This is a genomic window from Trinickia dinghuensis, assembly GCF_003367175.1.
GTDB classification, from domain to species: domain Bacteria; phylum Pseudomonadota; class Gammaproteobacteria; order Burkholderiales; family Burkholderiaceae; genus Trinickia; species Trinickia dinghuensis.
The window spans coordinates 256,962-281,375 of record NZ_QRGA01000005.1; the positions used below are offsets into that span (position 1 = coordinate 256,962).

The following is a 24,414-nucleotide window of genomic DNA, read 5'->3' on the forward strand; positions in this document are numbered from 1 at the left end:
ATCGAGGACGCGCACGCCGCGCACTTGCTTGGTCTACGGTTGATGTAGGAGAAGCAGGGGCAAGCGCAGCGGGTTACATGCGGAGAAGCAGAGGAACCAAAGGAAGCAAAGGAAGCAAGCGAAGCAGCGCGGACGTAGAGCAAGTAGAGGAAGTACTCGCTAGGATCCCTCGATGTTGCGGTTGCGAACGCGGCGCGAGAGGAACGCAAGCGAGGCGCTGCGCAAATGCAGGATGAAGATTGTAGGTCAGTGTGCTCGCGGATCCAAGTTAGGGCACATGTGTACGATGTAAGACCACGTAGGTCGTGAAAAATAATTTAAAAGGGTTTAGGATGAAATCGAGCGAGGTCGTTTCGGTATAGCCTTCCGAAAGCGACATCGTCCGCAGACTTCGGCGAGGAGGTAGCATGGATATTTACAGCAGCTTCGCGAACCGCTTCGAGAAAACCCGCGAGGAGGAGTTATCTCTCGAAGAGTATCTCGCGCTCTGCAAGAACGATCCCGCCGCGTACGCGACGGCCAGCGAACGTATGTTGACGGCGATCGGGGAGCCAGAGCAAGTCGACACACGCCACGACCCCCGCTTGTCGCGGATTTTCGCGAACAAGGTCATCAAGGTTTACCCAGCATTCCGAGAGTTCTACGGGATGGAAGACGTGATCGAGCAGGTGGTCGCGTACTTCCGCCACGCCGCGCAAGGGCTCGAAGAGAAAAAGCAAATTCTTTATTTACTCGGTCCTGTCGGCGGCGGTAAATCGTCTATCGCCGAGAGGCTCAAGCAATTGATGGAACGGGTACCGTTCTATTCGATCAAGGGCTCGCCGGTCAACGAGTCCCCGCTTGGCCTCTTCGATTACGACGAAGACGGCCCCATCCTCGAAGAGCAGTACGGCATTCCGCGCCGGTATCTGAAAAGCATCTTGAGCCCATGGGCCGTCAAGCGCTTGCATGAGTACAACGGCGACATCCGCAAGTTCCGCGTCGTGCGCCGCTACCCGTCCATTCTGCGGCAAATCGGTATCGCCAAGACCGAACCGGGCGACGAGAACAACCAAGACATCTCTTCGCTCGTCGGCAAGGTCGACATCCGCAAGCTCGAGCAGTATGCGCAGGACGATGCGGACGCCTACAGCTATTCGGGCGGCTTGTGCTTGGCCAATCAGGGCTTGCTCGAGTTCGTCGAAATGTTCAAGGCGCCGATCAAGGTGCTGCACCCGCTCTTGACCGCGACCCAGGAAGGCAACTTCAAGGGCACGGAAGGGTTCGGTGCGATTCCGTTCGACGGCATCATCCTCGCTCACTCGAACGAGTCGGAATGGAAGGCCTTCCGCAACAACCGCAACAACGAAGCACTGCTCGACCGGATCTTCGTGGTCAAGGTGCCGTACTGCCTGCGCGTGTCGGAAGAGATCAAGATCTACGAGAAGCTCATCCGCAACTCGTCGCTCGCGGCGGCCGTCTGCGCACCGGGCACGTTGAAGATGATGGCGCAGTTCTCCTCGCTCACGCGTTTGCAGGAGCCCGAGAACTCCAATCTGTTCTCGAAGATGCAGGTGTACGACGGCGAAAACCTGAAGGACACCGATCCGAAAGCGAAGTCGTACCAGGAGTATCGCGACTACGCAGGCGTCGACGAGGGCATGACCGGCGTGTCGACGCGGTTCGCCTTCAAGATCTTGTCGCGCGTGTTCAACTTCGATACGAGCGAAGTGGCGGCCAATCCGGTGCACCTCATGTATGTGCTCGAGCAGCAGATCGAACGCGAGCAGTTTCCTCCGGAAACCGAACAGAAGTATCTCTCGTTCGTGAAGGACCTGCTTGCCTCGCGCTACGCCGAGTTCATCGGCAAGGAGATACAAACCGCGTACCTCGAATCGTATTCGGAGTACGGCCAGAACATTTTCGATCGCTACGTCACGTATGCCGATTTCTGGATCCAAGATCAGGAGTTCCGCGATCACGATACCGGCGAAAGCTTCGATCGCGCCGCGTTGAACGCCGAGCTCGAGAAGATCGAGAAGCCGGCGGGCATCAGCAACCCGAAGGATTTCCGCAACGAGATCGTGAACTTCGTGCTGCGCGCCCGTGCCGCCAACGGCGGCAAGAACCCGGCGTGGATCAGCTACGAAAAGCTGCGCGTCGTCATCGAAAAGAAGATGTTCTCCAACACGGAGGAATTGCTGCCGGTCGTCTCGTTCAACGCTAAAGGTTCGGCTGAAGAGCAGCGCAAGCACGAAGACTTCGTCAATCGCATGGTCGCGAAGGGTTACACGCCGAAGCAGGTGCGCTTGCTTTGCGACTGGTATCTGCGCGTGCGCAAGTCGTCATAACGTAAGCGGTAGGATATATAAGTAGTCGCGCGCGCGACGTGCTCGCGGGTTTGCCGCCCGCGAGCATCTAGGCAGCGCGGCGTGCGCACGCGAAGCGCGCTGCGTGGGCACGAAGCCTGCGTAAAAGCGGAGCGTGTCGCTTTCGGCAATCAAAAGCGGGAGACTGGATGTGCTTCATCAAATCATCGACCGCAGGCTGGCTGGTAAGAACAAGAGCATTGCGAATCGCGAGCGCTTTCTGCGCCGCGTAAAACATTACATTCGGCGCGCCGTATCCGAAGCGGTGCGCGATCGCAGCATCAAGGACATTCAAAACACGCAGAGCATCACGATTCCGCGCAAGGACATTGCCGAGCCGCAGTTTCATCACGGGCCCGGCGGGCGCCGCGACCTCGTGCATCCGGGCAACGAGGAATACGTGCGCGGCGATAAAATCCCGCGTCCGAACGGCGGCGGTGGCGGCGGCGGAAGCCAGGCGAGCAACGAGGGCGAAGGGCAGGACGACTTCGTTTTCGAGTTGAGCCGCGAAGAGTTCATGCAGTACTTCTTCGACGATCTAGAATTGCCGCGCCTCGTGAAGACGCATCTAATGGCCGTGCCGACGTGGAAGAACATCCGCGCGGGCTGGGCGGCGGAAGGCACGCCGAACAACATCGACGTCGTACGCTCGCTGCGCAGTGCACTCGGCCGGCGTATCGCGCTCGGCGCGCCACTCGTGAACCAATTGCGCGAACTCGAGCGGCAGTACGAACTGCTGTCGAACGAGCCCGGCGATCACGTCGACGAACTGAAGCGTCTCGAAGAGGAACTTCACCACTTGCGCGGACGCATCTGGCGCATCCCGTTCATCGATCCTTTCGACCTGCGCTACATCAATCGCGTGAAGCAGCCGCAGCCGTCGAGCCAAGCGGTGATGTTTTGTCTAATGGACGTATCGGGCTCGATGGACGAACAGCGCAAGGATCTGGCGAAGCGCTTTTTCATCCTGCTCTATTTGTTCCTGAAGCGTAACTACGAGAAGATCGAGGTCGTCTTCATCCGTCACCACACGCGTGCCGAGGAAGTCGACGAAGAGACGTTCTTTCATTCGACGGAAAGCGGCGGCACGGTCGTGTCGAGCGCGCTCGAACTCATGCGCAAGATCCAGAACGAGCGCTATTCGCCAACTGAATGGAACATTTACGGAGCGCAAGCGTCAGACGGCGATAACTGGACCGACGATTCGCCGAAGTGCCGCCGGATCCTGCAGGACGACATCCTGACAAAGGCACGGTACTTCGCCTATATTCAAGTCGCGCCCGAAGAGCAGAATTTGTGGCTCGAGTACGCACAGCTCGCCCTGTCGGAGCCTCATCTGGCAATGAAGAAGGTGGATGCGGCAGCCGATATCTACCCCGTTTTCCGGGAGCTGTTCGAGAAGCAGGTGGCAGCCTCATGAGTACTAAGCACTTGCATAACGAATCGCGCGGCTACCAGCCCGAGCGTCACCGAAAGGGGGCGCACGAGCCGGGAGGGCGTCACAAGCAGCACGCGAAGCCCGAGCCAGCCGAAACTGAAACGCGAGGCCGTACCGAAGAAGCCGCCGCCCCCGCCGTGGCGAAAAGGGAACCCCGTATGAACATCGCCGACCGCAGACCGTTGCCGTGGCCGTCCGATTGGACCTTCGAGCTGATCGAAGAGTACGACACGCATATCGCCCAAGTCGCCGAGCAATATGAACTCGACGTCTACCCGATCCAGCTCGAGCTGATCAGCGCCGAGCAGATGATGGATGCCTATGCATCCGTCGGCATGCCCGTGAACTATCGTCACTGGTCGTTCGGCAAGCACTTCCTTTCGACGGAAAAAAGCTACCGGCGCGGCCAAATGGGCCTCGCCTACGAAATCGTCATCAACTCGAACCCCTGCATCGCGTATCTGATGGAAGAGAACACGATGACGATGCAGGCGCTCGTCATCGCGCACGCCGCGTATGGGCACAACTCGTTCTTCAAGGGCAACTACCTGTTCCGCCTTTGGACCGATGCGCATGCGATCGTCGACTACCTCGTCTACGGCAAGAACTACATCGCCGAATGCGAGGAGCGCTACGGCATGGACAGGGTGGAAGAGTTGCTCGACTCGTGCCATGCGCTGATGAACTACGGCGTGGACCGCTACAAGCGGCCGCAAAAGCTCTCGTTGTCGAAGGAATCCGCGCTGCGCCGCGAGCGCGAGGCCTATCTGCAATCGCAAGTGAACGAGTTGTGGCGCACGCTGCCATCGCATCACACGCCGCTGACCGAAGAGGAAGAAGATCGCTTCCCGCCGGAGCCGCAGGAGAACTTGCTGTACTTCGCGGAAAAGAACGCACCGCTCTTGGAGCCGTGGGAGCGCGAGGTCATCCGCATCGTGCGCAAGATCGGGCAATACTTCTATCCGCAGCGGCAAACGCAGGTCATGAACGAAGGATGGGCTACGTTCTGGCACTACACCCTGCTCAATACGCTATACAACCAAGGGCTGCTCGAAGACGGCTTCATGATGGAGTTCTTGCATTCGCACAGCAACGTCGTCTATCAGCCGCCGGTCACCAAGCCGTACTACAGCGGGATGAACCCGTATGCGCTCGGTTTTTCGATGATGAGCGACATCCGCCGCATTTGCGAAGCGCCCACCGACGAAGACCGCCGCTGGTTCCCCGATATCGCCGGGTCGCCTTGGCTGCCCGCGATGCACTATGCGATGCGCAACTTCAAGGACGAGAGCTTCATCGCGCAATACCTCTCGCCGCATCTGATTCGCGACATGCGCCTGTTCTCGGTGCTCGACGACGATACGCGCGATGCGCTCGAGGTATCGGCGATTCACGACGACAGCGGCTATCAGCACGTGCGCCAGTCGTTGTCGCGTCAATACGACATGCACCATCGCGAGCCGAACATCCAAGTGTGGTCGGTCAACACGCGCGGCGACCGCAGCCTCACGCTGCGCCATTTCATGAGCGACAACCGGCACTTGGCCGCCGACAGCGAAGAAGTGCTCAAGCACATGGCGCGGCTCTGGCAGTTCGACGTTTACCTCGAAAGCGTCGACGAAAACGGCACGGTCAGAAAGCGCTTCGACTGCCGCTATACCCCACCGGTGGTGCGGATTTAACGTCCGTTCACCGATTCACGCTTAACTCTTCACGCTTCGATGGCGCGAAGCGCGGCGGTTCAGCGCGCTTCGCCTTCGCTGCGCGCCCAGGCTCGCTGAAGCAGCGCGCGCACGTCGTCATCGGTCGTTTCCCCAAAATCGTCGTAGTGCTGGCCGACGCTGAAGAAAAACGCCGGCTGCGCGACGCAGACGAACCCATCGACGATACCGGCGAACTCGGTTTCGGCACCGGCCGGCGCGACGGGCAGGGCGGCTAGAATCCGGGCCGGACCGCGGGCGCGCAAGGCGAGAACAGCGGCTTTCATCGTCGCGCCGGTGGCCATGCCGTCGTCGACGAGCAGCACCGTACGGCCTTCGACCTGCGCAGGCGGACGATCCCCTCGATAAGCCGCCTCCCGTCTCGCGAGTTCCGCGCGCTCTTGTTCCAGCACTTCGTCGAAGCGCAGTTGCGTGACGTGCGAGGCTTTCATCGTGTCGTGCTCGACATGCAGTGCGCCGCCCGACGCAACGGCGCCCATGGCCAGTTCCTTCTGGCCCGGCACACCGATCTTGCGCACGGGCAAGACGTCGAGTTCGGCCCCGAGGATTGCCGCGATTTCGAATCCGACAGGCACGCCACCGCGCGGCAACGCGAGCACGACCGTGTTCGAGCCTGCTTCGTGGCGCAAATGCTGGGCTAGCATGCGGCCCGCCTCCGCGCGGTCTTTGAACAGGGAATACATTCGTCTGCCTACGGGAAACGCACGGCGATCGGGCCGAGGCGCAGAAGGGCCAAGCGAGTTGAAGCGGATCGCCGCGACACGCTTCATTCTAGGTCGCTCGCCGCGATACCGCTTCCACGCCGGCGAGCCGTCCCTGCCGCGCCCGCTATAGCGCATCGTGGAAGATGATGCCTATCGTATGCCGCCGCCCCGATCGCAGACGGCTCACGCCATGGCGGAGATTCACGCGATATGGCCCGCGCGTGCCCTGCACGGGGCGATGGCTGACCGCGAAGATGACTGCATCGCCCTGTTCGAGCGGGACGACTTCCGGTCGCGATTGCATGCGCGGACGTTGTTCGGTCAGGACGAATTCGCCGCCCGTGAAATCGCGGCCGGGTTGCGACAACAAGATCGCTACTTGAATCGGGAACACATGCTCGCCGTAGAGATCTTGGTGCAGGCAGTTGTAGTCGTCCTCGCCGTAGCCCTCACGGATAAGTTTACGTAGATGGACGTTGCGTAAGATTATGTTTTTAAAGGAAAAGCAAGTTTTGCTGGCTGTCCATTTCTGACGGCGTGAAGATGGACTGATTGAGGCGCCGGCGCCTGTGGTCGTCTATTGAGACTCCGCAAGGGAGTTGACAACGCGAAAAAGCATCGACATCGCCCAGGCGGCGCTTTAGTGGCGACTACCCACTGTCACAAAGTCGGCCTTATGTGGAGCTTTACATAAGGCCGAGGAACGGATGTTCGCTAAGGGTTCGTCCGATCTTGTGGGCAGCTTGGCGTAGCCGTGGCGGCAAACTCGGCCGTGAAACCGCTGATCCAACAGAACACACCTGTCATCTGTTTCAGCAACACGGGCACCTGCAATCGACGGGGTGGGTAAAACCAGCACATCAAATTCTTCACGGCACGCGGTGTGTTCGACGATCGCTGTGAAAGTCGAAGGATCGTCGGCGAAGCAATTGAACTCTGACTGTAGGACGGTGAGGAGCGTGCGAATCTCCGGGGCCGCCATACCGGGCGGCGTTAGCTGCCTGCGATGTCGTATTTCTCTAGCGTGGCGATCTCCGAGCGAACAACGCGTCCCAGCGCATGAACCTCTAGTGGCGTCAGGTCAACTGCGTACGCGTAGTAGAGGACGCTGAGGGGGTGAACCCCTATGGCTCGCGCGATTTCGTCGAGCTTGTCTAGCGTAGGCGTCTGCTTTCCAAGCTCGAGTGCACTCAGATATGTCCTGCTGGAGACGCCAAGACCGTCTTGAGATATGCCGCGCATTCTGCGAGCCGCTCTCAATCCGCGTGCCAGGCCAAGACGAATCGACATCAGTCATATGGGTAAATTGGACGATGCCACTGTCGTCGGATGCACACGATTGCGCTACAATTGATAATGTGCAAAATGTAACAAGAACCTCTTGCGGACCATACGTCACGCAAGCGACAGGGCCGGATTCCGCAAGCCCTGCGCTTGAGCAGTGACGCCGATGACTTCAGCCCGTTGATTTTTCTCGAAAAGATGCTGTTTACAAAATCTCCATGGGAGACGCCGTATCGGATCAGACATGACGCGTTTAACCGTTGGCGCCTCGCCGGCATCAATCACGTAGCCACGACGTTCCTGATACGGGCTGCGGAGGTGCGACCCGACGATCCCGATGGCTATTCCTTCATCGTCGCGGATCCATCAATTCTTGTTTCGGTTCTCGAGGGCTACGGAGCCGCCAAGCCTCGTTTGCTGGCGATCGACTGGGAAACGTTGGTTCCTGTTTCGAGCGTGTGGTCGTACACGTACGCTGAAGATGGCCGGGATTATCTTGCCTATGCGGATGCAGACGGTCGTCTGCGAGCCTGTGAACCTCAGCAACCCGATCCTCTTGAGGCGCGTGCCAAAGTGCTTGTTTGGGAGCATGCAGATTCGGACGCGGCGTGCCTGTCTTGATTCAAAAACTTACGGATAAGCGTAGACGGCCAAACCTCCAGATATCTTTACACGAAGACCTGCTTATGTGACGTGGGGCGGCGGGGCGTTCCTTTACCGGACTGTTCGCGCCGCCTCCCTGCGCGAATCGTCGCCCCGGTGCTGTTCGGTACCGACTGCGCGATTCGGAATATCGGGTAACGAGAACATGTTGAGCCCCACTGAAATCGTGCAGTTCCTGATGGACTTCGCGCCACGATCGCAGCCGCTTGGTCTGCGCTACTTCGCGGCACTTGGAATTGACGCGCAGCAGGTGAGCGAACTCGTGCAACAGGGATGGTTGCGACGGCTGTCCGAGGATGCTTACCTGCTTCGCGGTGACCAGCCGGGCGTCGATGGAACGATTGCCTATTTGCGGGCGTTTATCCCAAATCTCCATGTAGGGGGAAGAACGGCGCTAGAGTGGCATCGGATGATGCATCATCTTCGTTTTCGCGACCGGATTGATTTATGGGGGCGCGGCTATTGCAGCATTCCTTCCTGGGCGGTGCATAGGCTTGCCTGTTCCTACTATTCCCACTCCTTGTTCGACACGGGAATGGACGAAGGCTACGGGTTGAAGCCGCTTGCGTGGCGCCATCCGCAGGTGCTGGTTTCGGTTCCGGAACGCGCAATTCTCGAATACGTCAGTGTCTCACTGGAGTTGGTCCTGATAGAAGACGTGAGAGACCTCATCGGCAGCCTGAGGAACGTTCGGCTGAACGTTCTGCAGGAGTTGGTCGATTGCTGTCCCCGCAGGGACGTAGTGTGGGGGCTGAAGTTTCTCGCGGAGGATGAGGGTGTGGATTGGGCTCGGCAGTTGCGCGCCTGAAAAAACCTTAATGTGACGACGCCGATTCCCTCACAGATGTGACGCAAATGATCGCCTCTTCCATTCCGGAGAACTCGTCTGAGGTTGACCTAAACCGCTTGGCTCAGATGGTCATGTCGTTGTTCGATCACTGGAACCTGTCCAGCGAAGATCAGGCATTCCTGCTTGGCTTGGCGCCGGGAAACCGGGATGCCTTGGGCCGTTACCGGGAAGGCGCCCGTATCGGTACGACGCGAGAGGAGTACAAACGTGTCGGGCATCTTCTCGGCATTCACAGGAGCCTTCGTCTGCTGTTCCCGCGCAACCGGGACGTGGCGTACGGCTGGATGAAGATGTGCAATCGCGCCTTCGGCGGCATGACGCCTGTTGATGCGATCAAGGAGTACGGGTTCGCCGGATTGCTGATGGTGCGCGCATATCTGGATCGCGTTGAGAAACAGCGAATTGGCGCAATCAATAAAAATTACCTGATGCCATACAGCGTTTTCCATCCAGTTCTGGACGCACTAACCAGCATTTCATGAGGCGGGACTTTGCGATACCTGCCAACTCTGAAAGTTGGCCGGCCCCACGTCGGTCATTTAGTGAATTTGTGAACCACCCACGCGTTTAGGGCGAAGGCCGCTAGCGCAACCACCATCACCGCGCCGACGGGACTGTGCTGGAAGGCCTCGGTCATCTTGCTCACGGCAGTGGCGACGACGGGAATGAGCTTCTGATACGAATGCGACATACAAACTCCTGTGAAGGGTGGATGGTGCGTATAGCGAATCTGTCGTCACGACTCGCGACGCGCTATGCCGTTCCGTCCGGCCGCAGTCTGGTGACGTTCGTCACGATCAGCGGTTGCCAAGGGGGCACATTCGAAAATGTACGTGGGCCTGTCGAATAACCTTCCACGAGAGCCGCAGAAACAAACCCGGCTCGCTACGACCATACCCATCGGGGGTTGCTTGAAACTGCTTTCCACTAACCGCGGCGTCACCGAGTGCTGCCGCATGGTCTTGAATTGGCTGCTGAACCGGCGCGTCGCGCTGTTTCCCCGGCGCGGCGGCACACTGCGTGCGTACTGGATGATGAACTGGCGGCTCATCGTGGCGCCGCGGCTTGAGCGGTGCTTCGAGGCGGTACGCCGCCGTGCGCGCCGCGAATTCTGGGAGAGGCTTTATGTCCGGACAGACAGCGACCATCGGACAGTTTCCCTGTGGGCAAGCGTCCGTCCGGTCGGTTCGTCATTGCGCAACCCAGGCGCGACGGCAACAGAGAGCGGCGCGGCCCTAGTCTTTTCCCAGTCGGTGACGGGTAGCGTCGCCGCGTTGCTGTACCCGTTCGAGTCGGAGTTCATGCATCAAAAAGAAGATCTGACCGTCTGGCGCGTGTCCAGCGTGTTTGACGGCGGGTCATGGTGGGACCGTTGGCGCATCGGGCTGTTGCGGCGCCGCGACCGTTACCGCTCAAAGGAAAAGGCGATGGCCGCCCGGCCCAGCCTCATTGGAAAGGCTGTTGGCGAGTTTCTGGCGTGGTGGCCCGTTGCCGCGGTTCTCGCGTTCAGCGGTATCGTGACGATCGTGACCGGCTGGCACGACTTCGCCGACCAAGTTGGTGGCGGATTCCACGTGGCTTCAGGTTCAACGGGCGCGGCACCGGCGAGCACGCAGGCGCACGCGGCACCGGCTGCCCACGCGAGCATGTGGCGACGAATCTGGCACGAGCGAAACATGGCTAAACGCCCTCAAGCGAGTACGTATGAACGGGTCGTACAGCGTCCGCGCTGAACCAGCGATCCGCCAGACTGACGCGATATGACCAACGACAACGTCGACTTCACCCTTTGGGCGACCAAAGGTGAACGGTCCTTTGGAGTTTGTCCATGACGAACGATCCTGAGCATGAACTGCCGACAACAGCAGCGATTGAGTTCCGTGGCGAGCTTCTTGAGAACGGATGGCCGGACGACCGCCGCGTTGCCGAACTGGCGGGTGAGGCGCCCGGTCCGGGAGCTGCAACGTACGCGGTCAAGGCACGCGCGAGAGGCGCCCTGCTGGGTGTCTGGTCTGCGCCCACGCTTTGCTTCGTCTACCCGGACTTCCAGTTTGACTCCTCTGGCGACATTCGGAAGGAGGTTGCCGAACTCCTCGCTGTGCTGCCCAGCGAAGACGATCGCGGAGGCTGGAGACGCACGTTCTGGCTGTATTCGCCGCATCCTTTGCTTGATGAACGCGCGCCGGCGGAGATCTTCATGGACGACCCGACGCGGGTGATCACTGTTGCACGAGAGGAATTCCTGGGCGATCCAGATGCCACGTGGTGAACCGTCGGCCTGCCGGGCTGATCCGATCGGGCGGGCACGGCAACACATTCTCTAGCACAGGGAAAAGCCACGGCTTCTTGTCGCCGTAGCCTGTGGCTATATGTTTCTGATTCAGGATCAACATCGCCTACCGCTTCAGTCTGCGGTAGCAGGAGAGGGATCTGGTGTATGGGCGATCGTCGAGCAGTTGGCCCCGGGTGCCATGCTGGTCCTTCGGGTGTCGGCCGCGCGCGCTCGAGGAATTCCACGGGTGATATGGATGGAATTGGCCTCGGCGGCATCATCGCTCGATCAGTTCATTGGCGGCGGCAACGTCCTGCGTGGCTCGGCCATTGTGAGTACGCGACTGGACCGCCCAGCCGAGGAGTGGCATCTCGACCCGCTAAGCGAGATCCGAGTAGGCGCGACCGAATTCAGCGAACTCGATCGCAGACTTATGACGGTAACGCAGTTCACGACGACGCAGGGGCGGAAGTTCTCGGTCCCGGGGGGCTTTGCGGACCGGTACGCCCGTGGTCGGCGGGTCTGGCACGCGTCCAGTCCGGCCGCGGATCTCGGTCCGTAATGTGCCGACTGCGACCAACGGTAATTCAGCGATGCCGTTTTCGTGAGTCGGTGCACGCGACGCGATTTACAGTGGTGGCGCTGCTGAACGACGCTCTCCGTATTGGAAGAGATTCGCACACTGCGTTCCCGCTCGCGCTCCGGCCGGCGCTCGCAGGATTCGATGATCGTCATCGTCAGCCTGTCGTCAAGGGCACGACCATCCACTGGCCAGAACCGCACGGATGAGCATGAGCTGCACCCGGGCAACTCTTCACGGTGGCCATTCAGTCTAGATTTTTCGAGGGGGGCGACCATCGCTGGTTAATCGCCATGAAGGATCGATGCAGCCTCCTGAGCGATCACGTGCTCTTCGTCCGTAGCGATCACAAGCACCGCTGCGCTGCTCCCAGCGCAATGAATGACGCGCCCGTTGGACTTGTTCGATTGGGTATCGATCTGGATTCCAAGCCACGATAAGCGTTCGCAGACCGCCGCTCGGATCGCCGGTTGGTGTTCGCCGATGCCGGCTGTAAATACGAGTGCATCGAGCCCGCCAAGCGTCGTCGCAAGTCGCGCAACCTCGCCGGCAATGCGAAAGGAAAATAGGTCGAGCGCCTCGCGGGCCTCTGGCCGCTCACTTGCCAGCAATTCGCGAGTGTCCGCACTAATGCCCGAGACGCCGAGCAGGCCGGACTGATGATAAAGCAGGGTTTCGACTTCGGTCAGGCTGCACTTTCGTTGTTCGAGGAGATGCAGCACGACTCCAGCGTCGAGCGCACCGCAGCGCGTTGCCATCGGGATACCGTCTAGCGTCGAGAAGCCCATGCTCGTGTCTCGGCTCACGCCCTCATCCAGCGCACATAGGCTCGCCCCGCTTCCGAGGTGCGCAATGACGATCTTGCGCCGAGCAAGCGCCGGGAAGAGATTTTCAAGCTGCGTCGAGATGAACTGGTATGACAGTCCATGGAAGCCATATCGTTTGATGCCCGCGTCGAAGAAGCGGCGTGGTATCGCGAAGCGACGGACGAGGCTAGGCTGGGCCTGATGAAACGCGGTGTCGAATGATGCCGACTGTCGCAGGTGCGGTCGTAGTGTACGGATTGCGCGTATAAGCCGCACGCTCTGCGGCTGGTGCAGCGGTGCCAGCGGAACAAGCTCCTCGATGCCTGCCAGAGTCCTATCGTCGATCACGACCGGAGTCGTGAATCGGTCTCCACCATGCACAACCCGATGTCCGACCGACGTGAAATCATCCAATGAAAAATGGGCTTTGAACCAATCGAGCGTTTGGTCGATGACCGCATGCAGATCGTCGGTGAGCGGTGCGCTCAGCGGCACCCGGATGGCTTCGCCACCATTCGAGATATCCAGTTCTAGCGGAACACGCCTGAAATCGATGTTGCCGCCGCCGATACGTATCGGCGAGCGATCCGTCAAACGGAAGAGTCCGAATTTGATTGTTGAGGACCCGGGGTTGAAGGTAAGTAGAAGCGGATCGTTCATGATGCGGCGGCCGCACCGCGAGTGCGTTCGGCAACGAGCTTGGCGAGCGCGGCGGAAGCCAAGCGCACCCGTAGAGAATCGGCGCGGCTCGTGAGGATGATCGGCAGGCGCGCGCCGAGCACAAGCCCAGCTCCATCGGCCCCGGCGAACAGCATGAGTTGCTTGACGAGCATGTTGCCTGCTTCTAGGTCGGGTACAAGCAGGATGTCGGCGCGGCCCGCGACCACCGAAACAATACCTTTCGTCTTTGCAGCGGCGAGGTTGACCGCATTGTCGAAGGCAAGCGGACCGTCGACGAGGCCACCGGTGATTTGCCCGCGTGCGGCCATCACCGTGAGCGCCGCGGCATCCAGTGTCGATGGCATCTTGGGGTTGACGGTCTCGACGGCAGCCATGACTGCGAGGCGCGGCTCATCGACGCCCATCAGTCGTAGGAAGTCGATCGCATTTTGGCAGATGTCGCGCTTTTGCTCGAGTGTGGGAGTGATATTGATCGCGGCGTCGGTAATGACAAGCGGCTTGCTATAGGCGGGGATATCCATTGCATAGACATGGCTGATGCGCCGCTCGGTTCTGAGGCCCGAGCTCGCGGCAACCACGGCCGCAATCAATTCGTCCGAATGCAGACTTCCCTTCATCAGCGCAGCGACCTTCCCCGATGCCCCGAGTTCGACCGCACGCGCTGCGGCAGCGTGGCTGTGCTCGACGGCCTCGATCGGGATGCCGGACAAGCTGAGCTGGGCCGAATCGGCCGCCGCGTGAATTTTCGCTTCGGGACCGATCAACAAGGGATCGAGGAGGTTTTCGTCACGCGCTTCGACGGCCGCTCTAATGGCCTCAGGCGAGCAGGGGTGTACGATCGCAGCGCGCAATGGAGGGCGGTGTCGCGCTTCCCGAATGAATGCTTCGTAACGGCCATGCTCATGGAGCCGATTGCGCAAAAGGTGCTCGTCCACGGTTTCCCTTTCATTTTTGAAAAACGTAAGTCCCAGGGGCATCCGCGATGACATGCCCCCCGGCGTCCGGCAAGCCGATATGCGGCGGCGCGACGTGTTCCGCCGAACAATGCGCGGTGAGCCATTCGCTCCACGCAGTCCACCAGGATCCTTCTCGCACCTCGGCGCAAGCAAGCCATTCGTCGGGGCCGACGCTGATATCGCCGATTGCGGTGGACTTGACCCGATAGTGGCGATGCGGATGCCCCGGCTCGCTGACGATGCCGGCGTTATGGCCCCCGCTGGTCAGAACGAAAGTGACGTCGGTGTCGGAGAGATAGTGGATCTTATAGACGGATCGCCAGGGCGCGATATGGTCGCGCTCGGTGCCGACGACGAACATCGGCGCGCGGATGTTGCGCAGCGAAACAGGCCGGCCGTTGGCCTCGTAACGCGTGGACGCAAGATCATTGTGGAGAAAGAGCTTGCGCAGATACTCCGAGTGCATTCGATAAGGCATGCGAGTGCGGTCCGCGTTCCAAGCAATGAGATCGCTCATCGGGGCGCGTTCGCCGAGCAGATAGTCGTGCACGGCTCGCGACCAGATCAGGTCGTTCGATTGCAGCAATTGAAATGAGCCCGCCATTTCGTCGCCGCCGAGATAGCCGCGTTCCCACATCAAGCTCTCGAGAAAGTAGACCTGGCTTTCGTCGATGAAAAGCTGTAGTTCGCCGGGCTCGCTGAAGTCCGTTTGCGCGGCAAAGAGTGTGATCGATGCAAGCCTCTCCTCCTGGCGGCCCGCCATTTCAGCGGCCGCAATCGCGAGAAGCGTGCCGCCCAAGCAATAGCCGGCAGCGTGAATCTTGCGGCTCGGCACGATGCGCGAGATTGCGTCGAGCGCGGCCATGACGCCGAGGCTGAGATAATCGTCTAAGCCGAGGTCGCGATCCTCTTGGCCGACGTTGCGCCAGGAAATGCAAAAGACGGTGTACCCCTGGCCCACGAGGTAGCGCACCAGCGAGTTGTGCGGCGACAGATCGAGGATGTAGTACTTCATGATCCATGCAGGCACGATCAGGATCGGCTCGGCGGCGACTCGGGCGGTCGACGGACGATACTGAATCAGTTCGATCAAATGATTGCGGAATACGACATTGCCGGGCGTCACGGCAACGTCCACCCCGGGCTTGAACCGCTGCGTGCCCGCGGGCGGCTGCCCGTTGGCAACACGCCACGCATCGTCCAGTGCGTTCCAAGTCCCCAGTACGAGGTTGGCGCCGAATGTAGCCGCCGTCCGTTGAATGACCTCGGGATTCGTTGGCGGAAAGTTGCCGGGCGAAAAGACATCGAGCCATTGACGGGCGGCAAACGAAACGACGGCTTCATGGTGGTGCGTCGTTCCCGGCGTTTCGTGCGTCGCCGCGGACCACCATTGCTCGGTGAGGAGGAACGCCTGCTTCCAAAAGCAGAAGGGGGGAGTTTGCCAGGCTGAGGCCCGAAACCGATCGTCGCTTGGTGGTGCCGGCTCGCGCCGCACGGCACCGCATCCGTACTCAAAAAGTTGGCGGGCTTGATCCACGGTGAGCGCGGCCAACTGCCATTGCTTTCCGGGCGCGGCAAGCAAATGAATGAACCAATCCGCGAAAGCGAGCGCAAGTGCCGCCGGCGATAGCCCGCCGGTGGCTCGTGCGATCCACGCTTCCTTCGCATGATCGAGCGCGCGAAACGGGTTCTCGGCTAAGTGGCCGGGCGTTCCCGTTACACCGTCGATCGCGAACTGCTCCAGCTTTCGGGGAGTATCCATTGGGCTTCCTTCGAGTCGGCCTGACGTGCACTGTACGCGCGCACCGGGTTCCGGCCATGACTTACATCAATCTCGGCGGGTGCGCGAGGCCGGTTCGATTGGTTTGGCCGTGACGCAAAGGTCGATGAGTATCGTCCACCTCGTACCCGATTGACGCATATCAACGGAAAACCGGCGCAACCGGGGAAGATTGAAGCTCAGGTTCAGGCGTTGGCGCCTCGCGGTCGCGGCGCGAAAGGCAAGTGCCGTCACGCCCGATGCAGATGCAGGCTCTGCGAGCGAGGGAGTTCGATCATGCGAGCGAAGTATCGAATCGTGTTGGCGACGCTGGCGGTTTTCGTCGCGATAGTCGGCATCTTGGCGGCGATTCACGGCCTATTTTTCGATCAAGACCGTGTCGTCCGTTACGGCGCGGCGGCTGTCGTCATAGGCGTGGCAACCTTTGTGCTGCTGCTCAATCCGAGAACCAGTATCGACGACGACTCGAACACGGACGGGCGGACATGAAGGGCATTCTCCGTCTTGCGTTCAAGCTGCTCGTCAACGACAACGCGAAGTTCACCGCGCTTTTGGTGGGCATAACATTCGCGGTGTTTTTGATGATCGAGATGACCTCGCTTTTTGCGGGCATTCTCGACAAAGCATCGGCCACGGTGACGAACATCGGTGCAAAGGTTTGGGTCATGGACCCGGCCGTGCAGACGGTGGCGAATAGCATCGGGATGCCCGACTACGTCATCGACGCGGTGCGCAGCATCGACGGCGTGAAGTACGCCGTGCCGTTATATTCGGGCGCGGCGTTGCTCAAGCTGGGAGACGGCACCTACCAGGCCGTGACCGTGATCGGCCTGGACGACGCCACGTTGTACGGCTGGCCGACGATGCTCGAAGGGCGCATCGAGGACATCTTTGCGGAGAACGGGTTTATCGCGATACGCGATTCCGAGTTCCGCAAGCTAGAGAACCCGAAACTCGGCACAGACTTCGAGTTGAACGATCACCGCGGCGTCGTCGTCGGCATCGCCAGTGTGCCCAGCAGCGGCTTGTTCGGCACCCCCACGCTCTACACCACCTATAACCGAGCCATTCAATACATCCCGTCGACGCGATTCACCACGTCTTACATCCTCGTCGAGCCTAAGTCGGCAGCCGATATTCCTCATATCAAAGAGCAAGTCCAAGCGCTCGGCTACGTCGCTTATACGCGGACGGAATTCATGCAGCGCATTTCCGACTTCTACAAGTATCAAACGGGACTTGGTACGAACATCCTCCTGATGACGGTCATCAGCTTCGTCGTCGGCCTGTCGATTTCCGGGCAGACGTTTTATACATTCATTCTCGAGAACTTGGACAAATTTGGCGCGCTCAAGGCGATCGGAGCGAAAAGTCACGAACTCGTTGCCATGATTTTGTTCCAGGCGACATTCACCGCGTTGACCGGATATGGAATCGGCATTGGACTATGCGTAGGTTCGATCAGTCTTGCACGGTTACGCATTCCCGATTATGCGGCGCTCATCACCTATCGCAATCTCGCGACCGCCTTTGCGATGGTCGTCGCCATAGCAGGCGTCTCGAGCTACTTGGGCGTGCGGCGTGTGCTGCGCATCGAACCCTTCGACATCTTCAGGGGCTAGCGATGACCGATGTCGCTATCGATGCGAAGGCCCTCAATAAATGGTTCGGCGAGGGGGAGGCACGTACCGTCGCGCTCAAGGATGTGTCGTTTCAAGCGAAATTCGGCGAGATGTTGATGATCGTCGGACCATCCGGCAGCGGCAAGACGACACTGCTTAGTGTCATATCGGGCGTGCTTCGGCCCGACAGCGGGGACGTGACGGTGGCGGGCACCGATCTATGGAAGCAGTCGGGCGACACGATCGCCGAGTTCAGATTAAATCGCATTGGTTTCGTGTTTCAGGACTATCACCTGTTTCCGCGTTTGACAACCGCCGAAAACGTCGCAATTCCGCTGATTCTCAAGCGTCGCGACTGGGACGACGCGATGAGCGAAGCACTCAAATACCTCGACATCGTCGGGCTGAAGAAGCGGGCGGAGCTCCCTCCCGTCAAGCTCTCGGGCGGCGAGCAGCAGAGGGTCGCCATTGCGCGCGCAATGGTGAGCCAGCCGGACATTCTGATCTTCGACGAGCCAACGGCGTCGCTTGATGGCGATACGGGACGCGCCATCATCGACTTCGTCGCGCATCAGGTTCTGAACGACAAACGCTGCATCGTAATCGTCACGCACGACGCACGCATCTTCGACTATGCCGACCGCGTCGTGCACATGGAAGACGGCCAGTTGAAGTCCATCGACACGGGAGGCGCGTCATGAAGCAACGGCTGCTCTTTCTGCTCGCGTTTGCCGGGTTTCTTGCGGGAATCGTCGCCGCGTATGTCTACGGTGTTCAGCAGCCGCCACGCCCGCCTGTGTTCGCTCCCGCGTCGAATCCATATGCTCACGGCGTATATGCTGAAGGGATCGTGGAAAGCGACCAGGCAACCGGCGAAAACATCAATCTCTATCCCGATGTGACGGGCCCCGTCACACGAATTCTCGTTCACGAAGGCGACGCGGTGAAGGCTGGCACGGTGCTGCTCACGATCGACGACTCGGTCCAGCGAGCCACCGCCTTGCAACTCGAAGCGCAGGCTCAGGCCGCGGCGACGATGCTCGACGAATTGAAGGCGCAACCTCGGCGCGAGACGCTCGACGTCGCGCAGGCGCAAGTGGGCGCAGCTACCGCGAGCCTGAAGATGGCGCAGGACCAATACGACAAGCAGGAACACGCCTATATGATCGACCCGAAGGCCGTCAGCAAGGATGTGCTCGATAACTTGACCAACAGCCTGAAGGTGGCACGGGCGAATCTCGAAGTGGTAACACGTCAATATCAACTGACTCGAGCGGGTGCCTGGAGCTACGATATTCGCAACCAAGAGCGGCAAGCTGAAGCGCTCGAAAAAGCAGCGGCGGCGTCGAATGCATTGCTGTCGAAATACACGATTCGCGCGCCTGCGGACGGTGTGGTGCTATCGATCAATGCTGCGCTCGGCTCGTATGTTTCGCCGCAAGGCGTCTATGACACCTATGCGCAAGGTCAAGCACCGATGCTCGTGATGGGATCGGCTAATGCCCGGCTAGCCGTACGCTGCTACGTCGACGAAATTCTCATTCACCGTTTACCGGACGCCAAGGCACTCAAGGCTCGCATGTTCGTGCGGGGTACGAACATCGAGTTGCCGCTCGAATTCAGCCGTATACAACCTTATGTGTCGCCGAAGATCGAGCTTTCCGATCAGCGCACCGAGCGCGTCGACGTGCGCGTGCTGCCGATGATTTTTCGGATCTCGCAGATGCAGGGCGCTCATCTTTATCCGGGGCAGTTGGTCGATGTCTACATCTCAGCCGAGTGACCGAAAGCGGTACCGCATAGCTCGTACGGTCTTTGCGATGGCCGCGGCGCTCGCCGTCGGCTGCTCGCTCACGAGTTGTGCGGTGGGGCCGGATTTCGTCAAGCCGCCGGCACCGCATGTCGCACAATTCGTCCACGGACAGCCCGAGCAAGACGTGATCGCAGCCGAGCGCGGATCTCAACGATTCGACGCCGAAGCACAGCTTCCTACCGATTGGTGGACGCTATTCGGCTCTCGCGTCATCGATACGGCGGTTTCCGACACGTTGATGGGGAATGCGACGCTCGACGGGGCCCAGGCGTCGCTGCGGCAGAGCGAGGCCTCGATGAGGGCCGGCGCCGGCGTATTCTTTCCTCAGGTGGATGCCGGATTTGGCGCCTCGCGCGAGAAATACTCGCCGTTGCATGTCGGTCAGGACTTGCCGCCGACGATCTTCAATTTGTTTACGCTTAGTGGGACGATCAGTTACACGCTAGACCTCTGGGGCGGCGAGCGGCGACTCGTTGAAGGTCTGCGCGCGCAAACGGATGTGGCCCGTTACGCACTACTCGCGACGTATTTGACGCTGACAACCAACGTCGTCAACGCCATGATCGCGCGAGCCGCCTATACCGACGAAATCGCCGCGACGCGCGAGACGATCGACCTCGTACGCGAGCAAGTTCGGATTACACGGACACAGGCGGAGGCAGGAACGACGGCCTATTCGGCCGTGCTGACACTCGAGAGCGAGTTGGCGACGCTCGAAGCCTCGCTGCCCGCGCTCGAACAAAAGCGCGTCCAGACACAGGACTTGCTCGCGACGCTTGCGGGCGAGTTTCCCGCCGATTGGCATGCCGACGCGGTGAGCCTATCGGATATCGCGCTACCGGCCGATCTGCCCGCTGCCATACCGTCCGAACTCGTACATCGCCGGCCCGATATCCTTCAAGCCGAGGCGGCGTTACATGTCGCGAGCGCAAACGTGGGCGTTGCGACGGCCAATCTATTTCCTAGCCTGACGCTGTCTGCGACGGGCGGATACGGCAATTCGTCGATGGGGGCACTGCTGCGCGCGGTTGGACAGACGTGGAGCTTAGGGGGCAGCATCAGCGCGCCCATCTTTCATGGAGGTTCGCTTTGGTACCAGCGCAAGGCCGCGCTCGCGGCGCTCGATGGGTCGCGCTCGGCTTATCGGCAGATCGTTCTAACGGCATTCGCGCAAGTCGCGGATACGTTGCGCGCGCTCGAGCACGATGCGGCAGCGCTCGATGCGCAGGCACGCGCGCTCGCCTCGGCGCGCGAAGCGCTACGGCTGATGCGGGTGAACTATGAGGCCGGTACGGTCGACTACGTACAGATTCTCGTTGCGGATCAGCAATATCACCAGGCGGAGATCGCCTATCTGCAGGACCTTGCCCAGCGCTTGCAAGATACCGTGGCGCTTTACGCGGCCCTCGGCGGTGGTTGGGGGACGGCACATTGACCGTTGGCGAGATCGGCCCATCCAAGCGGTGCAAAGACACATCCACCCGCAAGCCCCACCGTCTGAACGAACGTTTCGAGCGTCGCACCTGCCATGATTGCCAGCGGGGGGCCGCCTGTGTAACTTTCGGTGCGCAGCCAAGGAGCATTGCCCGTATTGATGTCGAGCGCGCTGCAGGCGATGCGGTCGATGCCTTTGTCGGGCGTGAACAGCGGCCCGTCATAGGCAAGCGTCAGGATTTGGTCGGAGAAATCGCGATACGGGTCACCCGCATACGTCTCGTAGGGGGCGGCCTCCCATCGATCTCCCCACTGCCTTTCGAGAGGAATGCTGGTGAAGAACGCCCATGGCTTGCGCACGAAGCAGAGCTTGTAACGGTTGCGTATGCCGTCCAGATTTGCGATCAGTCCCATTGCGGTAACCTCGATTTCAATCCGGCATGCGCCGCTTCATGCGGCTTGGTTGTCGGCGAAGAGGCTGAACTCGGGCGCGATGTTTTCGGTGTCAACACACTGCACGTGCCAATGGCCCGACTCCGGATTTTTCGATTCCGGACCGAATCCGTGAACAAGCCCCACCTCGCCCTCGAATGGGCCGCCGTGCCTTCCGAGCTCCAGTCCTTCGAGCAAGAATAGCGGCTGCATGCGGGACAACCCGCAAATCACGGTGCCGGTGGGATCGGTTTGAAGGATTCCCCATTCGGGCAGCGCGAGCCCCGCGTGCCCCTCGCGCGACCATTTCAGCGATTGATCGTCGAGCCAAAGAATCGCATAGGCAAAAGGATTCTTATCGAACGTATCGAGGTGTAGGGTAATTCGCATGGCATCCTCCTGTCGGCCGATACAGTTGGCCTCATCAACCTCATCGGCTCAAAACCCAATCGACTAATGTGCGCGCATCTTGCGGCGACAACGGTCCGCCGCGCTCCGACGCGGGAGGCATCGCCATATCGCCCCAATGCGCCTTGCCGCCAAGACGCAGCTTCCGTTCGAGCAGCTCGGCCGCATGCGGCTTGTCGCGGTAGCGGTCGGCGATCTGACGGAACGACGGCGCGAGGAACGGCTGATCGACGGTGTGACAGAACATGCAGTGCTGCTGATTGATCAGTTCCGTCGGTTCCGAATCAGCGAAGGCGGACGAGGCCGGTACCACGGCCAGCGCCCAGACGATGCTGATTGGAAGTCCCATGTGCCGCACGTTCATCGGTACATCTCCGAAAGACTTTGCCCATGACGTTCAGTGTAGGGACGCGGCCCGTATCCCTGGTTGACTCACGTCAAGCATGGCTGTCGCTTCGCGCTTTGTCGCAGGGGGATTGCGGCGCTCCTTTCTCATGAAGAATCGCGATTGACCTGTATCAATCGAAGTGGTCGCTGCGATTCGCTCGGGCAGCGGGCAGGACTATGCTGAAATTTAAGCATTTCGATGCAAGGTGACGGCCATGTATATCCACTTTCCCGACGACCCGCCGCGCTACTGCGGCCCCAATCTCACTCTGACGTTTCCGGCGTTCGTCGATGGCGAGCGCGTAAATTGCTCCATTACTGCCGAGGCGCTCGAAGATCATTTCGGAGCCGCATCGCCGCGAGAAGAAGACACGCTGCGTGCCTTCAATGGTAATCGGCATAAAATCGAACACGCGGCTCGCAGGCTATTGCGGGAGATCGGCAAGAAACCGATCATTCTGCACAGCGGTTATTTCCGCTACTGCGAACGAGAATGACTTTGCGCGAGTCCGTTCGGGGAGAAGGACAATGCTCGCTATGGTATTCGATGGAACGGCACCGATCCTCCATGAGCGGGAGTGGCCCGATCTTGTCCCCGGCGAGAAACAACTGTTGATCGACGTACGCGCGTGTGGCATCTGCCGTACGGATTTGCACGTGATCGACGGCGAGCTGCCTCATCCGAAGGTGCCGGTCATTCCGGGCCATGAGATCGTCGGTGTGGTCGCGGGGATTGGCACAGGAGTTCGGGGGTTCGGCATAGGCGATCGAGTCGGCGTGCCTTGGATGGGACATACCTGTGGACACTGCCGATATTGCACGAGCGGGCGAGAGAATTTGTGCGACGCCCCCGGCTTCACCGGTTATACGATCGATGGCGGCTACGCCGACCGCGCGCTCGCCGATAGCCGCTATTGCTTCCATTTGCCGGAGTGTTATTCCGACATCGAAGCGGCACCGCTGTTATGTGCGGGGCTGATAGGATACCGCACCCTACGAATGGCGGGCGACGCGCGCCGAATCGGCATCTATGGGTTCGGTGCCGCCGCTCATATCGTTGCGCAGATCGCCCTGCGTCAAGGGCGAACGGTCTATGCATTCACCCGCGGCGGAGACACCGCGGCCCAAAAACTCGCGCTGCGGCTCGGTGCTAGGTGGGCCAGCGGCAGTGACGAGCCGGCGCCCGACGAACTCGACGCAGCACTCATTTTCGCACCGGTCGGCGCGCTGGTTCCCGTTGCGCTAAAGGCAGTGGCGAAGGGCGGAACCGTGGTGTGCGGCGGCATTCATATGAGCGATGTGCCGTCATTCCCGTATGAATTTCTTTGGGGCGAACGGCGCGTCGTTTCGGTTGCGAACCTCACGCGCGAGGATGGTCGCGAGTTCATGCGACTTGCCGGAGAAATCCCGCTCGAGATTGCCGCCATGCCTTATCCGCTGCACGAAGCCAACCGCGCCTTGTCGGACCTCCGTGAAGGGCGGGTCGCGGGAGCTGCCGTTCTGCAGATCGGATCGTGAGACGACGGCCGGGGTGCCGCGGCCTCGACTTTGCTACCTGCGTGCCACGGTGAGTTCGTCCAGGACGTGCCGCACCCCCGGAGCGGACCATACTGCGTGGAGCGCAAGCGACTTCTCCGCAAGAGAGCTGACCGTGCCGTGCAGCGTAACCGTGCCGTCGTCGACGTCCACTCTCACACGCCTCGATTCGTCTTCGGCGTGGCGTTTGAGCGCGGCCTCGATTCGAGCGGGAATATCGGTCGGTACGGGCTGGTGTTTGATCTGAATTTGGTTGACGACGACCACGACCCCGCGAAGCGGTGTCACGGCTTTCTCAGCCGATCTTGCCTGATATTCCCAATCGACTTCGCCGGTCAGCGTGACGCAGCCTTTTTCGACCGTGACCTTGACGGCATGCTCGTCGAGGCCGGCGTTCCATGCCAGGACCGAGCGCGCCGAGGTTGCGATGTCTTCGTCGGTCCGCCGGCTGGAACTCGGTATCCGGACGTCCAGTTCGACGACAACGCCTTTTACCCCCTCAACCAGTTGCGCAGCCTTCCGCGCGGAGAGCTTTTCAACATAGCTTCGCAGGTGGCCGGCGAGCGTCACGATGCCGTTTCGCACTTCGACACCGATCCCGGCCGCGTCGATCGACGGATCCCATTCCAACTCCTGCTCGATGTCCTTCTTCAGTCGCGAGTCGGTCTTCATTGCGCCCTCCGGGCCGGATAGCAAAGC

The 24,414-nt window shown here is 60.2% G+C and carries 24 protein-coding genes and 2 pseudogenes; 15 read left to right on the plus strand and 11 right to left on the minus strand.

Features of this window, described 5'->3' with window-relative positions; genetic code table 11:
* Positions 1 to 407 precede the first annotated feature (407 nt).
* The 3 genes from DWV00_RS09430 (at position 408) to DWV00_RS09440 (ending at position 5,468) form a co-directional block, all read left to right on the plus strand.
* Complete coding sequence (locus DWV00_RS09430; RefSeq protein WP_115533301.1) at positions 408 to 2,330, plus strand: PrkA family serine protein kinase; 1,923 nt, start codon at positions 408 to 410, stop codon at positions 2,328 to 2,330.
* Between the two features lie 169 nt (positions 2,331 to 2,499).
* Complete coding sequence (locus tag DWV00_RS09435) at positions 2,500 to 3,768, plus strand: YeaH/YhbH family protein (RefSeq protein WP_115533302.1); 1,269 nt, start codon at positions 2,500 to 2,502, stop codon at positions 3,766 to 3,768.
* Complete coding sequence (locus DWV00_RS09440; RefSeq protein WP_115533303.1) at positions 3,765 to 5,468, plus strand: SpoVR family protein; 1,704 nt, start codon at positions 3,765 to 3,767, stop codon at positions 5,466 to 5,468. The genes DWV00_RS09435 and DWV00_RS09440 overlap by 4 nt, the downstream gene beginning before the upstream one ends.
* A 59-nt stretch (positions 5,469 to 5,527) precedes the next feature.
* On the opposite strand, the gene DWV00_RS09445 is transcribed toward DWV00_RS09440, so the two are convergent.
* The 3 genes and pseudogenes from DWV00_RS09445 to DWV00_RS09455 all read right to left on the minus strand — a co-directional run bounded on the left by DWV00_RS09445 (position 5,528) and on the right by DWV00_RS09455 (position 7,501).
* Positions 5,528 to 6,190: a phosphoribosyltransferase gene (locus DWV00_RS09445; RefSeq protein WP_115533304.1), complete on the minus strand. Its 663-nt coding sequence runs from the start codon at positions 6,188 to 6,190 to the stop codon at positions 5,528 to 5,530.
* 145 nt (positions 6,191 to 6,335) lie between these two features.
* A pseudogene (locus DWV00_RS09450) lies at positions 6,336 to 6,656 on the minus strand (2OG-Fe(II) oxygenase); the annotation flags it as partial.
* 548 nt (positions 6,657 to 7,204) lie between these two features.
* Positions 7,205 to 7,501, minus strand: coding sequence for a helix-turn-helix domain-containing protein (locus tag DWV00_RS09455; RefSeq protein ID WP_115533305.1), 297 nt, complete (start codon positions 7,499 to 7,501; stop codon positions 7,205 to 7,207).
* A 144-nt stretch (positions 7,502 to 7,645) separates the two neighbouring features.
* On the opposite strand from DWV00_RS09455, the gene DWV00_RS09460 reads away from it, so the two are divergent.
* The 3 genes from DWV00_RS09460 (at position 7,646) to DWV00_RS09470 (ending at position 9,490) form a co-directional block, all read left to right on the plus strand.
* On the plus strand, positions 7,646 to 8,116 hold the full coding sequence (locus DWV00_RS09460; RefSeq protein ID WP_115533306.1) for a hypothetical protein: 471 nt from the start codon (positions 7,646 to 7,648) through the stop codon (positions 8,114 to 8,116).
* A 187-nt stretch (positions 8,117 to 8,303) separates the two neighbouring features.
* Entirely contained in the window at positions 8,304 to 8,966 is a 663-nt protein-coding gene (locus DWV00_RS09465) for a type IV toxin-antitoxin system AbiEi family antitoxin domain-containing protein (protein ID WP_245964799.1), read from the plus strand.
* A gap of 47 nt (positions 8,967 to 9,013) precedes the next feature.
* Positions 9,014 to 9,490: an MbcA/ParS/Xre antitoxin family protein gene (locus DWV00_RS09470; protein WP_115533307.1), complete on the plus strand. Its 477-nt coding sequence runs from the start codon at positions 9,014 to 9,016 to the stop codon at positions 9,488 to 9,490.
* A 53-nt stretch (positions 9,491 to 9,543) separates the two neighbouring features.
* On the opposite strand, the gene DWV00_RS33975 is transcribed toward DWV00_RS09470, so the two are convergent.
* Positions 9,544 to 9,699, minus strand: a complete 156-nt coding sequence (locus DWV00_RS33975) for a hypothetical protein (RefSeq protein WP_181885402.1) — start codon at positions 9,697 to 9,699, stop codon at positions 9,544 to 9,546.
* 220 nt (positions 9,700 to 9,919) lie between these two features.
* Between DWV00_RS33975 and DWV00_RS09475 the strand changes: the two genes are divergently transcribed.
* Complete coding sequence (locus DWV00_RS09475) at positions 9,920 to 10,741, plus strand: hypothetical protein (RefSeq protein WP_181885403.1); 822 nt, start codon at positions 9,920 to 9,922, stop codon at positions 10,739 to 10,741.
* Positions 10,742 to 10,836: 95 nt separating this feature from the next.
* Positions 10,837 to 11,277, plus strand: a complete 441-nt coding sequence (locus DWV00_RS09480) for a hypothetical protein (protein ID WP_115533308.1) — start codon at positions 10,837 to 10,839, stop codon at positions 11,275 to 11,277.
* 867 nt (positions 11,278 to 12,144) lie between these two features.
* Here the strand turns inward: DWV00_RS09480 and DWV00_RS09490 are convergent.
* The 3 genes and pseudogenes from DWV00_RS09490 to DWV00_RS09500 form a co-directional block, all read right to left on the minus strand.
* A complete protein-coding gene (locus tag DWV00_RS09490) occupies positions 12,145 to 13,326 on the minus strand; it encodes an acetate/propionate family kinase (RefSeq protein WP_115533310.1) in 1,182 nt (393 codons plus the stop codon).
* A pseudogene (locus DWV00_RS09495) lies at positions 13,323 to 14,255 on the minus strand (bifunctional enoyl-CoA hydratase/phosphate acetyltransferase); the annotation flags it as partial. The pseudogene DWV00_RS09495 and the gene DWV00_RS09490, both read right to left, overlap by 4 nt.
* A gap of 37 nt (positions 14,256 to 14,292) precedes the next feature.
* Positions 14,293 to 16,065: a PHA/PHB synthase family protein gene (locus tag DWV00_RS09500; protein ID WP_115533312.1), complete on the minus strand. Its 1,773-nt coding sequence runs from the start codon at positions 16,063 to 16,065 to the stop codon at positions 14,293 to 14,295.
* 294 nt (positions 16,066 to 16,359) lie between these two features.
* On the opposite strand from DWV00_RS09500, the gene DWV00_RS09505 reads away from it, so the two are divergent.
* Genes DWV00_RS09505 through DWV00_RS09525 form a run of 5 tightly spaced genes read left to right on the plus strand, consistent with a single transcriptional unit; the run spans position 16,360 to position 20,953 of the window.
* A complete protein-coding gene (locus tag DWV00_RS09505) occupies positions 16,360 to 16,572 on the plus strand; it encodes a DUF2964 family protein (RefSeq protein WP_181885404.1) in 213 nt (70 codons plus the stop codon).
* Positions 16,569 to 17,705, plus strand: coding sequence for an ABC transporter permease (locus DWV00_RS09510; RefSeq protein ID WP_115533313.1), 1,137 nt, complete (start codon positions 16,569 to 16,571; stop codon positions 17,703 to 17,705). The genes DWV00_RS09505 and DWV00_RS09510 overlap by 4 nt, the downstream gene beginning before the upstream one ends.
* A gap of 2 nt (positions 17,706 to 17,707) precedes the next feature.
* Positions 17,708 to 18,406 carry an ABC transporter ATP-binding protein gene (locus tag DWV00_RS09515; RefSeq protein WP_115533314.1) on the plus strand — a complete coding sequence of 233 codons (699 nt, stop codon included), beginning with the start codon at positions 17,708 to 17,710 and terminating at the stop codon, positions 18,404 to 18,406.
* Positions 18,403 to 19,488: an HlyD family secretion protein gene (locus DWV00_RS09520; protein WP_115533315.1), complete on the plus strand. Its 1,086-nt coding sequence runs from the start codon at positions 18,403 to 18,405 to the stop codon at positions 19,486 to 19,488. The genes DWV00_RS09515 and DWV00_RS09520 overlap by 4 nt, the downstream gene beginning before the upstream one ends.
* On the plus strand, positions 19,466 to 20,953 hold the full coding sequence (locus DWV00_RS09525) for an efflux transporter outer membrane subunit (protein ID WP_115533316.1): 1,488 nt from the start codon (positions 19,466 to 19,468) through the stop codon (positions 20,951 to 20,953). The genes DWV00_RS09520 and DWV00_RS09525 overlap by 23 nt, the downstream gene beginning before the upstream one ends.
* Here DWV00_RS09525 and DWV00_RS09530 read toward each other — a convergent pair.
* Genes DWV00_RS09530 through DWV00_RS09540 form a run of 3 tightly spaced genes read right to left on the minus strand, consistent with a single transcriptional unit; the run spans position 20,914 to position 22,141 of the window.
* The gene (locus tag DWV00_RS09530) at positions 20,914 to 21,366 is read right to left on the minus strand and encodes a hypothetical protein (RefSeq protein ID WP_115533317.1); all 453 of its coding nucleotides are present in this window, start codon (positions 21,364 to 21,366) and stop codon (positions 20,914 to 20,916) included. The genes DWV00_RS09525 and DWV00_RS09530 overlap by 40 nt on opposite strands.
* Positions 21,367 to 21,402: 36 nt before the next feature.
* Positions 21,403 to 21,774 carry a DUF3564 family protein gene (locus DWV00_RS09535; protein WP_115533318.1) on the minus strand — a complete coding sequence of 124 codons (372 nt, stop codon included), beginning with the start codon at positions 21,772 to 21,774 and terminating at the stop codon, positions 21,403 to 21,405.
* A 40-nt stretch (positions 21,775 to 21,814) separates the two neighbouring features.
* Positions 21,815 to 22,141: a c-type cytochrome gene (locus tag DWV00_RS09540; protein WP_115533399.1), complete on the minus strand. Its 327-nt coding sequence runs from the start codon at positions 22,139 to 22,141 to the stop codon at positions 21,815 to 21,817.
* A gap of 253 nt (positions 22,142 to 22,394) precedes the next feature.
* Between DWV00_RS09540 and DWV00_RS09545 the strand changes: the two genes are divergently transcribed.
* Both DWV00_RS09545 and DWV00_RS09550 read left to right on the plus strand, forming a co-directional pair.
* The gene (locus DWV00_RS09545; RefSeq protein WP_115533319.1) at positions 22,395 to 22,676 is read left to right on the plus strand and encodes a DUF1488 family protein; all 282 of its coding nucleotides are present in this window, start codon (positions 22,395 to 22,397) and stop codon (positions 22,674 to 22,676) included.
* 31 nt (positions 22,677 to 22,707) lie between these two features.
* Positions 22,708 to 23,697 carry a zinc-dependent alcohol dehydrogenase family protein gene (locus DWV00_RS09550; protein ID WP_115533320.1) on the plus strand — a complete coding sequence of 330 codons (990 nt, stop codon included), beginning with the start codon at positions 22,708 to 22,710 and terminating at the stop codon, positions 23,695 to 23,697.
* 33 nt (positions 23,698 to 23,730) lie between these two features.
* On the opposite strand, the gene DWV00_RS09555 is transcribed toward DWV00_RS09550, so the two are convergent.
* Complete coding sequence (locus DWV00_RS09555) at positions 23,731 to 24,387, minus strand: BON domain-containing protein (RefSeq protein ID WP_115533321.1); 657 nt, start codon at positions 24,385 to 24,387, stop codon at positions 23,731 to 23,733.
* Between the last annotated feature and the right edge of the window lie 27 nt (positions 24,388 to 24,414).